This window comes from Staphylococcus intermedius NCTC 11048 (assembly GCF_002902385.1).
GTDB classification, from domain to species: Bacteria; Bacillota; Bacilli; order Staphylococcales; family Staphylococcaceae; genus Staphylococcus; species Staphylococcus intermedius.
The window spans coordinates 1-11453 of sequence record NZ_PPQH01000087.1 but is presented as its reverse complement, the minus strand read 5'-3'; the positions used below and the strand labels follow the sequence as shown (position 1 = coordinate 11453).

General features: G+C 36.7%; 10 protein-coding genes. 7 read left to right on the top strand and 3 right to left on the bottom strand.

What is annotated here, in order from left to right; genetic code table 11:
• Window positions 1–526 (bottom strand): metal-dependent hydrolase (locus tag CD138_RS12505; protein ID WP_142380758.1); only part of this gene is annotated, 526 nt, incomplete at its 3' end.
• A gap of 90 nt (window positions 527–616) precedes the next feature.
• Here CD138_RS12505 and mutY point away from each other — a divergent pair.
• The 4 genes from mutY (at window position 617) to CD138_RS12485 (ending at window position 6023) form a co-directional block, all read left to right on the top strand.
• The gene (gene mutY, locus CD138_RS12500) at window positions 617–1663 is read left to right on the top strand and encodes an A/G-specific adenine glycosylase (RefSeq protein ID WP_019169382.1); all 1047 of its coding nucleotides are present in this window, start codon (window positions 617–619) and stop codon (window positions 1661–1663) included.
• Window positions 1664–1728: 65 nt separating this feature from the next.
• A complete protein-coding gene (ntdP, locus tag CD138_RS12495) occupies window positions 1729–2271 on the top strand; it encodes a nucleoside tri-diphosphate phosphatase (protein ID WP_019169383.1) in 543 nt (180 codons plus the stop codon).
• A gap of 184 nt (window positions 2272–2455) precedes the next feature.
• Window positions 2456–4192: an ABC transporter ATP-binding protein gene (locus tag CD138_RS12490; RefSeq protein WP_019169384.1), complete on the top strand. Its 1737-nt coding sequence runs from the start codon at window positions 2456–2458 to the stop codon at window positions 4190–4192.
• A gap of 235 nt (window positions 4193–4427) precedes the next feature.
• The gene (locus CD138_RS12485; RefSeq protein ID WP_019169385.1) at window positions 4428–6023 is read left to right on the top strand and encodes an FMN-binding glutamate synthase family protein; all 1596 of its coding nucleotides are present in this window, start codon (window positions 4428–4430) and stop codon (window positions 6021–6023) included.
• Window positions 6024–6243: 220 nt separating this feature from the next.
• Here the strand turns inward: CD138_RS12485 and CD138_RS12480 are convergent, their stop codons facing one another.
• A complete protein-coding gene (locus CD138_RS12480; RefSeq protein WP_019169386.1) occupies window positions 6244–7338 on the bottom strand; it encodes an FUSC family protein in 1095 nt (364 codons plus the stop codon).
• Window positions 7339–7430: 92 nt separating this feature from the next.
• Window positions 7431–8717 carry a glutamate-1-semialdehyde 2,1-aminomutase gene (locus CD138_RS12475; protein WP_019169387.1) on the bottom strand — a complete coding sequence of 429 codons (1287 nt, stop codon included), beginning with the start codon at window positions 8715–8717 and terminating at the stop codon, window positions 7431–7433.
• Between the two features lie 82 nt (window positions 8718–8799).
• On the opposite strand from CD138_RS12475, the gene bcp reads away from it, so the two are divergent.
• The 3 genes from bcp to perR all read left to right on the top strand — a co-directional run bounded on the left by bcp (window position 8800) and on the right by perR (window position 10754).
• Window positions 8800–9258: a thioredoxin-dependent thiol peroxidase gene (gene bcp / locus CD138_RS12470; RefSeq protein ID WP_019169388.1), complete on the top strand. Its 459-nt coding sequence runs from the start codon at window positions 8800–8802 to the stop codon at window positions 9256–9258.
• 6 nt (window positions 9259–9264) lie between these two features.
• Window positions 9265–10215 carry a phosphoglycerate dehydrogenase gene (locus CD138_RS12465; RefSeq protein WP_019169389.1) on the top strand — a complete coding sequence of 317 codons (951 nt, stop codon included), beginning with the start codon at window positions 9265–9267 and terminating at the stop codon, window positions 10213–10215.
• 80 nt (window positions 10216–10295) lie between these two features.
• Window positions 10296–10754, top strand: coding sequence for a peroxide-responsive transcriptional repressor PerR (gene perR / locus CD138_RS12460; protein WP_019169390.1), 459 nt, complete (start codon window positions 10296–10298; stop codon window positions 10752–10754).
• Window positions 10755–11453 lie beyond the last annotated feature (699 nt).

The window sequence follows — 11453 nt, the reverse complement described above, 5'->3', positions numbered from 1 at the left end:
GCATTTGAAATCTTAATATATAATACACAATGAGGATGATTAAAACTGGCATAAATACAATATAAGGATGTACACCTATGGCCCAAATAGCGATACCAATGAGCAAAATCGCAAAAATAATCGGATCAAATGTGTTAATGACACTCAGTTGAATCCATTTACTCGAAATAGGGCGCAACGCTTGTGTACCATATGAGTTGAAAATATCAACAAACACATGGAGAAATACAGCGAGTTGTGCCCATAACCATACATGTAAAGGATTGACTTGGGTAAAAAGACTATAGACTAGCAAAGTTATCAATAATGGCCAAAGTAAAGTAAAGGGAATCGAATGTGTAATACCTCTATGGTTTGAAATATATGTTGCATTATCTTTTAATTTTAGTACAGTATCACTATCGGGTATTAGTGAACCTGCAATCAGCACTGTTGCCGTTGCAGCGAAGTTTCCGCTCATGGCAGCATCAGTCGTTGCGATTGCTGTAAGTCCTACACCTATGGCGATATGTGTGGCAGTATCCATAATGTCTCACTCTTTTCAATATAACGTAACTTTATTATAGTCGATAATTGAAATGAACAAAAATCATTCATATGCACAAGGAGAATTGAAATGATAGATGAACTTACATTCAAGCCACATTTATTGAAATGGTTTGAAAAGGAACAACGGCAAATGCCTTGGAGAGAAACAAAACATCCATATTATATTTGGATTAGTGAAGTGATGTTGCAACAAACACAAGTCGATACAGTCCGAGATTATTATCATCGTTTTGTTGAAGCATTTCCCACAATTGAAGATTTGGCCAATGCACATGAAGATGACGTGTTAAAACTATGGGAAGGTCTCGGCTATTATAGTCGCGCCCGTAATTTTCATACGGCTGCAAAAGAAGTTGTCGCATATCATGACGGTATTGTCCCCCAACAGCCTGAAACATTTTTGAAATTAAAAGGGGTCGGACCTTATACCCAAGCTGCGGTGATGAGTATTGCATTCGATTTACCGTTAGCCACTGTGGATGGGAACGTTTTTCGTGTATGGTCACGGTTAAATGATGATGAGCGTGATACAGCACTTCAGTCGACGCGAAAAGCTTATGAAAATGAACTTGCGCCATATGTTGCACAACAGTCAGGTGATTTTAATCAAGCGATGATGGAATTAGGGGCACTCGTATGTACACCCAAGGCACCACTTTGTATGTTTTGTCCAGTTCAAATGCATTGTGAAGCGTATGAACGAGGGACAGTGTTAGAACGCCCTGTGAAAACGAAAAAGTTGAAGAAAAAAACATTGAACTTTGATGTGTATGTGATTCAAAACCAAGCGGGGGCCTATTTAATAGAACAGCGTACAGCATCGTTATTACAGGGGATGTGGCAGTTCCCGATGGTGGAACATGGTGCAAATTACAATGAAGCAGAAGCCATCGATATCGAACAATTAATAATTCAACGTAAAAATGTTTTGAAAGTGAAACATCAATTTACACATTTGACGTGGCATTTAAATGTACATACAGCCACTGTGGATGAAGCCACTGAACAAATGATCACAAAAGGAAGACGATGGATGTTACCTGCTGAAAAAGAAAACTACTCTTTTCCAGTCCCAATGACTAAAATATTTAACGCTATAAATGAAGCGGAATAATTAAGCAATAGGATTGGAATGTGATATAATAACGAGGTGAATTTTTAACAAGGTGGTGTGAGAAGTTGGTCAAATCGTGTATACCTCAAGAAGGGGAATCAATTAAAATTCAATCCTATAAACACGATGGCAATATACACCGTGTATGGTCCGAAACTACAATATTAAAAGGAACAGCAGATGTCGTCATCGGTGGCAATGATCATACGCTTGTGACAGAAAGTGATGGGCGCACTTGGGTCACGCGTGAACCTGCAATTGTCTATTTCCATTCTGAATATTGGTTTAATGTCATATGCATGTTTCGTGAAGATGGCGTTTATTATTATTGTAACTTATCGTCACCTTTTGTTTGCGATGAAGAAGCGTTAAAATATATCGACTATGATTTAGACATTAAAGTGTATCCAAACGGTAAGTATCATTTATTGGATGAAGATGAGTATGAACAGCATATGAATCAAATGAACTATCCGAAAGATATCGATATGATTCTAAGACGGAATGTTGATATTTTGCAACAATGGATCGAGCAGAAAAAAGGACCATTTGCACCTGATTTTATTAAAGTGTGGCGCCAACGATTTCAAAAGGTGAAAAACATTTAAAGTATCTTATCGCATGTAATTGAATATGAATACCGAGATGCAATGACAACGTAATACGGGAGTGAGACAACTGAAATTGTTCTTACTCCCGTTCAATTCGTCAGTAAAAGAGACGTGCGATATTAATTTCACTTATGATATACACACGGGTTTGATGATACAGGAAAATACTGGGGGAGATTGTTTGATAAGACGATATTTGGAGTTTGTAAAGCCGTATAAATGGCTGATTATAGGAACGATTATAGTGGGGATTTTGAAGTTTGGTATTCCGTTACTCATTCCATTATTAATTAAATATGTCATTGACGATGTGATTAATAATGCGGCTTTAACAGTAGATGACAAGTTAATGCGTTTAGCAGTGTCTATGCTTATCGCGGGCTTTATTTTCGTCGTCGTCCGCCCGCCGATAGAGTTTTTAAGACAGTATTTGGCGCAATGGACAAGTAACAAAATTTTATATGATATACGAAAAAAATTGTATGATCATTTACAAGCATTAAGTTCAAAGTTCTATGCGAACAATAAAGCAGGTGAAGTCATTTCACGTGTCATTAATGACGTTGAACAAACGAAAGATTTCATTATGACCGGATTGATGAATATCTGGTTGGACTGTATTACGATCATCATTGCATTATCGGTCATGTTCTTCTTAGATGTCCATCTGACTTTGGCAGCAATCGTCGTCTTACCGTTCTATATTTTAACGGTTTATTTCTTTTTCGGTCGATTGAGAGCACTGACGCGTGAACGTTCACAAAAGCTCGCTGAAACACAAGGCTTCCTTCATGAACGTGTCAATGGAATGGCTGTGATTAAAAGCTTTGCGATTGAAGAGAACGAGGCGAAAAATTTCGATCAGCGCAACACGAACTTCTTAAATAAAGCTTTTAAACATACACGATGGAACGCCTATTCATTTTCTGCAATTAATACTGTGACAGATATTGGGCCGTTAATTGTAATTGGTTACGGTGCGTATTTAGCGATTACAGGATCAGTAACAGTGGGGACACTTGCTGCATTTGTGAGCTATCTTGAACAATTATACGGACCGTTACGTCGTCTCGTGTCTTCATTTACAACATTAACGCAAAGCTTTGCATCAATGGATCGTGTTTTTCAATTGTTTGACGAGCCTTACGATATTAAAAATACGCCACAAGCTAAGGCGATTCCAATTCGTGAAGGGCATATCGAAATTGAAAATGTATCATTCAAATACAATCCAGAAGAGCGGAATGTCCTGAACCATTTAAATTTAGACATACAACATGGTGAAACAGTTGCATTCGTAGGTATGAGTGGCGGCGGTAAGTCAACATTGATCCATCTCATTCCTCGTTTTTACGATGTGACTGAAGGACATATAAAAATTGATGGACATGACGTTAAAGATTTTGATACGGCAAGTTTGAGACGACAAATTGGGATGGTACAGCAAGATAACATTCTATTTTCTGATACAGTGAAAGAAAACATTTTACTCGGTCGACCAGATGCATCATTTGAAGAGGTGGTCGAAGCGGCGAAACTGGCCAATGCGCATGACTTTATTATGGCATTGCCTCAAGGTTATGACACAGAAGTTGGTGAGCGAGGGGTGAAACTTTCAGGTGGACAAAAACAACGATTATCGATTGCACGGATATTCTTAAATGATCCGCCTATTCTTATTTTAGATGAAGCAACCAGTGCGTTAGACTTAGAAAGTGAAGCCATTATTCAAGAGGCATTAGAAAAACTGAGTCATGACCGGACGACTATTATCGTAGCACATCGACTTTCAACGATTACGCATGCAAATAAAATCGTTGTCATTGAAAATGGTGAAATTGTTGAACAAGGCTCACATGAACAGTTAATGCAACGAGATGGCGCATATCGTCGACTTTACTCTATTCAAAATTTATAAGCGATTTCACAATGATAAGTGATCCATATTAAAGACTAGGCCACCCACGCCTAGTCTTTTTTTGATGGTTGTAAATGGATGTAACATGCTATCAATTAATCGATGTAGCTTTAAAAATAAATGCGGTGGTTGAGGATCAGGTTGTCAATTCAGTGATTTCCAACTGATAGGAATCGTATAAATCTGTTTTGTCCCATATTTCATGTATAATAAAAGAAAAAGGAGTGGGATTACAATGACTTTTTTAACTGTACTTCAATTCATCATCAACGTTTTATTAGTAGGGATATTAGTCATTGCAGTGATCGCATTCATTGCGTTTTTAATTTTTGATAAGCGACAAAAGCAACATAGTGTATTACGTAATTATCCGGTACTTGCACGCGTAAGATACTTTTTAGAACATATTGGTCCTGAAATGCGCCAATATTTGTTTTTAAATGATAATGAGGATAAACCTTTTTCGCGAATGGACTATCAAAATATCGTACTTGCGGGTAAATATAACTCAAGAGGTGCAAGTTTTGGTACACAGAAAAATTATGAGCATGGCTATTTTATTAACAATGCGATGTTTCCAACGCAAAAAAATCAGCTCGTGGTGGATAATGAAGAATGGATTTCAACATTTGTCTACCAAATTAAAAGTGAAACATTGTTTAATCGTTCAGAACATATTCGTGCCAAAAAAATTGAACCCTTTTATTTAGCACCCGAACATTATGTCAAAATTGGGGAAAACGTCACACATCCATTTTATGTTAAACGTTTAGTTGGTCAGTCGGGCATGAGTTATGGTGCATTGGGTAAAAATGCGATTACGGCCCTGTCGAAAGGCTTAGGTATGGCAAACACATGGATGAATACCGGTGAAGGAGGATTATCAGACTATCATCTCGCCGGTGATGTTGATATTATTTTTCAAATTGGTCCGGGTTTATTTGGTGTAAGGGATGAGCATGGACAATTTGACCCTGATCATTTCATGGAAGTCGCGCAACGGCCTCAAGTTAAAGCGTTTGAAATTAAGCTGGCACAAGGGGCAAAAACACGAGGCGGTCATATTGAAGGTAAAAAAGTAACAGAAGAAATTGCTAAAATTCGTAAACTCAAACCCTATGAAACAGTCGACTCACCGAACCGTTTTGATTTTATTCATGACGCTTATGATTTATTAAAATGGATTGATGAATTGCGACGAATGAGTCAAAAACCAGTGGGCTTTAAAATGGTGCTTGGTAGCCAAGAGGACTTTAAGCGAATGATTGAAGCTATGCAAACGTTACAGATCTATCCAGAATTTATCACAATTGATGGTGGTGAGGGAGGAACAGGTGCAACGTTCCAAGAATTACAAGATGGCGTGGGCTTACCTTTATTTACGGCGCTGCCTATCGTTGACGGTCTACTCAAAGCCAACCAATTAAGAGATAAGGTGAAAATTTTTGCATCAGGAAAATTAGTCACACCTGATAAAATTGCCATTGCGTTAGCATTAGGCGCTGACCTCGTGAATGTAGCCAGAGCGATGATGATTAGTGTCGGTTGTATTATGAGTCGTCAATGCCATAAAAATATTTGTCCAGTCGGTGTTGCAACGACAGACCCTAAAAAAGAAGAAGCCCTTGTCGTTGATGAAAAACAATATCGCGTAACGAATTACATTACGAGCTTGCATGAAGGGTTATTTAATATAGCTGCAGCAGTAGGTGTAAAAAGTCCAACTGAAATCGGACCTGAACATGTCACGATTAAATATCAAAACGGTGCAATTGAATCGATTCATCAGTATCAATTAAAGTTGATTAATGCAATGGGAGATAACGCTTAAAAACGAATGATGATGTGTTCAATTCATTTTAAGGCTATTACTCAATTCGCTAACCTACATTCATTGATATCATCACTTATAAAAGGATGGGGTTAATCGGATACTTAATTAAAATGAAAAGCACAGTCATTTTCATTGTCAGTGCTCTCGGTGTTGTACTGATTTCATATAAAAGCTCGAGCAAGTTGACGTTAAAATCATCTTGCTCGAGCTTTTATTGTTATAAATCAAAATCTTCTTCAATAATATCAATATCTGGGTCTGTATTGTGGTATTTAAAATAACTCACACGTAAACGATCCAAATGCTCTAAGTTGTATCGATATTCTTCTAGTGCTGAAATAATATGCATAATGTTGGCGTAAGAAAAGTTTTCAGGTTCTGGATCTGCTATGACTTCTTCTTGAAAAGCGGTAATCAATTCTTTTTTTAATGGATTCGGTACAAAACGTTGATCGAGCGTTACATCAAACTTTGCCTTTTTCGTAATACTAATTAAAATTTGTTCGTGAAATTGTGTGAGTTCATCAATTTCTAATTTGATTTGCAATAACAATGCATGGTTTAAATGTACCAAATCATTTTGATATCGATTCATCCGTCTGAGTACATCATACGCATCACGTGTCGACAAGACGATTTCTTTAAATAAAATTTTCTTACGTGTTTGAGCGAAGACTTGTTTTTTAGTATAGACACGTTCTTCTTTATAAAATTCAAGAAATTGCTCAAGTTTGACAATACGTTGACGTAAATTTTCGAGGTCTTGCTTCACATAATTGAATTCTGTCGCATCATTTAACACTAAATTAAACCACTTAAAAATATCAGTCGAAATATTTAATGAGTTGTAATAAATTTTCGTTTCAAATTTCGGTGGTAAAAATGTGAGGTTCACGATAAATGAACTAATGACCCCAATCATTACGAGTGAAAAACGGTATAAGGCTGAGATATAAAATGAGCCGTCATGTTGTCCCATAATGACTAAAGCTGTCACTGTAGCAAGGGTGGCAACATGCGCGATTTTCATTTTGAAGAGTAATGCAATTAGCAAAATGACTGTCGCACCCATTATTATGATATTATTGCCGAAAATGGTCACCATCGTTACAGCGAGCAGGGCACCAATGACATTACCTTGGAATTGATCGACAATCGTTTTAAATGTCCGGTAAACACTCGGTTGCATGGCGACGACCGCTGCAATTCCTGCAACAGTCACCATTCCAGCATCATGAGGTAACAGTGAGGCAATCGAAACCGCAAGTATAATGGCGATACCTGTTTTTAAAATTCTAGCTCCCAGTTTCAAATCATCGCGCTCCTTTGATTAAATTAAATCCTGAATCATGCATAGGTTTAATCATGTTATACACCGTTACACCCCAAATTTCAATAGTGAAGTTACAATTGGCTAAATGCATAATCCGCTGCCGCAATCGTTTTATCAATATCAGCTTCTGTATGTTCAGTTGTTAAAAACCATGCTTCATATTTCGATGGGGCTAAATTAATGCCTTGATGTAACATCAGTTTGAAAAATTTCGCAAATTGTTCGCCATCTGAAGCATCAGCTTGTTCATAATGTGTGACCTTTTCATCTGTGAAGTATACCGTTAAAGCCCCGTATACACGATTGATAGTCGCTTTAACTTGATATTTATCAATAGCGGCTTGGAGTCCGGCTTCTAATTTTTCACCGAGTTGATTTAATTTTTCATAGACACCCGGTTGTTCTAATACTTCTAACAAGGCAATGCCGGCTTTCATGGATAATGGGTTACCTGCCATTGTGCCTGCTTGATAGGCGGGGCCGAGTGGTGCCACTTGTTCCATAATATCTTGACGGCCGCCGTAACCACCAATTGGAAGGCCACCGCCAACAATTTTACCGAAAGCAGTTAAATCAGGATAAACACCTAATAAATCTTGGGCGGCACCGTAATGGAAGCGGAATGCAGTAATCACTTCATCGTAAATGACCAAACCGCCATATTCATGTGTTACGCGGTTCACTTCTTCTAAAAATCCAGGTTGAGGTTCTACCATACCGAAGTTACCTACAATCGGTTCAACTAAAACACCTGCAACTTGATCGCCCCAATGTTTCATCGCTTCTTTAAATGATTCAATGTCATTAAAAGGCACCGTAATGACTTCTTGAGCGACACTTTTCGGTACACCAGCTGAATCTGGAGAACCAAGTTGAGAAGGACCGCTACCTGCAGCAACGAGTACTAAATCAGAGTGACCATGGTAACACCCAGCGAATTTGATGATTTTATCTCTATTTGTATAGGCACGTGCAACACGAATCGTTGTCATCACAGCCTCTGTTCCCGAATTAACAAAGCGCATTTTCTCTAATGAAGGAATTGCCGTTCTTAGTTTTCGTGCAAATTCGATTTCTAATTCTGTCGGCGTACCGTATAAAACACCTAGAGCTGCTTGTTCTTGGATGGCATTGGTAATATGCGGATGTGCATGTCCAGTAATAATAGGACCGTAAGCTTGTAAGTAGTCGATATATTCATTGCCATCGACATCATATAAATATGCACCTTTTCCTGACTTCATCAGAACAGGTGCGCCACCACCCACGGCTTTATATGAACGAGACGGTGAATTCACCCCTCCTAAAATATATTCATTAGATTGTGTTTGTAATTGTTCGCTTCGATTAAAATTCATAAATCAACCAACCTCTTTTAATTTAATATTTTTCCTTCTTATCGTATCATAAAATGAGAAGATATTAGAAAGAAGGGTTGTTATGTTAAAAAAAGGCGACACATTTCCAGACTTTCAATTAGAAAATCAAAACGGTGAACAAATTACAAATGCTTCATTAAAAGGACAAAAAGCAATTCTTTATTTTTATCCACGAGACAATACACCGACATGTACGACAGAAGCGTGCGACTTTAGAGATAACATTGCATATTTCAATGATTTAGATGTGCAAGTTTATGGTGTCAGTGGTGATTCAAAACGCAAACATCAAAACTTTATCGAAAAACATCAATTGAACTTTGATTTATTAGTAGATGAAGATTTCCGACTTTCAGAAGCGGTGGGTGTCTACCAATTAAAGAAATCTTTTGGTAAAGAATCAATGGGGATTGTACGAACAACTTTTGTGATAGATGAAGACGGTAAAGTAATGGATGTCATTGAAAAAGTAAAGGTAAAGGAACAAATGGCACAGTTAAAAGCTATTTTGGAAGGATGATGTGACATGTTAGTTGTTGGACTGATGCGCTTAGGTGATCAAGAAGCTAGATTACAAGAGTCTTTCCCTGATATTGACTTTAAATTTTACAAACATCCATCTGAATTGCCTATAGATGTGCAACAGGAAATGGATGTACTGATTTCATATCATCAAGAAGTCAATGAAACTTTTATCGAAAATGCACCAAAGTTAAAATGGATAGCATGGTATGCAACAGGGGTCAACAGTTTACCATTTGAAACATTAAAGGAAAAAGGGATTCAGTTGTCGAATGCAGGTGGTGTACATGCACAACAATTAACGGAATTTTTATTTGCGTACATATTAGATGATTATAAGGAATTAAAAGAAATCTACGCAGAACAACAAGAAAAAGTGTATAACCGTAAACGTGTAACACCATCCGTAAAAGATCAGCACATCTTATTTTTAGGAACCGGAAAAATTCCCCAACGCGCCGCACAAGTTGCACAGATATTAGGGATGAAAACGATAGGCTTAAATACGACAGGCCATACTGCAGATTATTTTGACGAGACATATCCGATTTCAAATCGCCAACAAGTATATGAAAAAGCGGATATCGTTGTGAATTTGCTGCCGGAAACAGTAGATACGCGCTATTTATTAACAACAGAAGATTTTAAAGTGATGAATCCACATACATTATTTGTCAATTTAGGTCGAGGTACCATTGCGAGAGAGACGGACATCGTCAACGCATTAAGAAATAATTCGATTCGTAAAGCCTACTTAGATGTATTTGAACAGGAACCGCTTGATTCTAATTCAGAACTCTATCAATTGGACAACGTGTTTTTAACACCACATATTTCAGGGAGCCATGCGGATAACAAAAAATTAGCAACTGATATTTTTTCAAACAATTTAAAATCTTTTCTCAATAACGGAGAATTGATTGAGAATAAGGTGAATATTGATAAAGGCTATTAGATAAATATTGACAATAAATAGGTAAACCCGATATATTATTAAGTAAGAATTATTATTAATAAGAAAGACGGGTGAGCCTAATGACTGCTGAATTGGAATCTCATGATCATCAATTAAAAGAGTCAATAGCGTCTTTACGTGAAGCAGGCGTGCGCATTACACCGCAACGTCAAGCAATATTAAATTTCCTCATTAAAGCAGAAACACATCCAACTGCAGATGAAATTTATCAATCATTATCACCTGACTTCCCAAATATAAGTGTTGCAACGATTTACAATAACCTTAAAGTATTTAAAAAGACAGGCATTGTTAAAGAGTTAACATATGGTGATGCTTCGAGTCGTTTTGATTTCGACACACAGAATCATTATCATGTCATCTGTGAAAAATGTGGTAAGATTGTTGACTTCCACTATCCTTTACTCCATGAGGTTGAGCAACTCGCGCAACATGTAACAGAATTTGACGTTACACATCACAGAATGGAGATATATGGTGTTTGTCAATCGTGTAAAGAGGCTGAAAACGAACAATAAGTGAGAGAAGACTTATTCAGAAAGCGTATGAATGATACGTTTTGATGAATAAGTCTTTTTTGTTTTTAAGCATAGATAGTTCTCTTCATCATATATGAAAGGTTGTCAGTAGGAATTAGCGATAATGTATCACATTTTATGAAAGAAAGGTAAAGTATGTATTTTACATATGTTATAAGGCATAGTGGTAAATGGTGATGTGATAAAGTAAAGATTACGTTGCAGAATGTAGCTTTAAAAGATAAAAGAATCATTGTTTTAAATGTTTTGATGTAAAAATAACTCTATACGTGTTAGTTTTCAAAAACATAGTAAATTTGATTTATAATAAAGGTTATTTTTGTATTGACGATGCTTGTTCAACTTGATAAGATAAGGAAGTCGTTTCGAGGAGATTGTAAAAATAATTCTTTCATGTTGAACACATGTAAATGAATAATTAAAAGTGTAAAATTAACGCTTGAAACTTTCTTCACAACATTATAAGATAATAAATGTTGAACGAGACAACAACTTATTAACAAAGAATTTAAAAAACTTTAAATTAAATCTTGACAAAGAATTTCATTTAAAGTAAAATGTTTTCTTGTAACAGCAAAAAACGAACATTGAAAACTGAATGACAATATGTCAACGTTAATTCCAATAATTTGAGTACTTCAAAAGTACTTTCAAGAGTGATTGACTTAAACAATCAAC

What these genes read in the sequence shown, in the direction of transcription:
- mutY (WP_019169382.1), top strand. Translation starts at nt 617, where the DNA reads ATGATAGATGAACTTACATTCAAGCCACATTTATTGAAATGGTTTGAA.
- CD138_RS12485 (WP_019169385.1), top strand. Translation starts at nt 4,428, where the DNA reads ATGACTTTTTTAACTGTACTTCAATTCATCATCAACGTTTTATTAGTA.
- CD138_RS12475 (WP_019169387.1), bottom strand. Translation starts at nt 8,717, where the DNA reads ATGAATTTTAATCGAAGCGAACAATTACAAACACAATCTAATGAATAT.
- bcp (WP_019169388.1), top strand. Translation starts at nt 8,800, where the DNA reads ATGTTAAAAAAAGGCGACACATTTCCAGACTTTCAATTAGAAAATCAA.
- CD138_RS12465 (WP_019169389.1), top strand. Translation starts at nt 9,265, where the DNA reads ATGTTAGTTGTTGGACTGATGCGCTTAGGTGATCAAGAAGCTAGATTA.
- perR (WP_019169390.1), top strand. Translation starts at nt 10,296, where the DNA reads ATGACTGCTGAATTGGAATCTCATGATCATCAATTAAAAGAGTCAATA.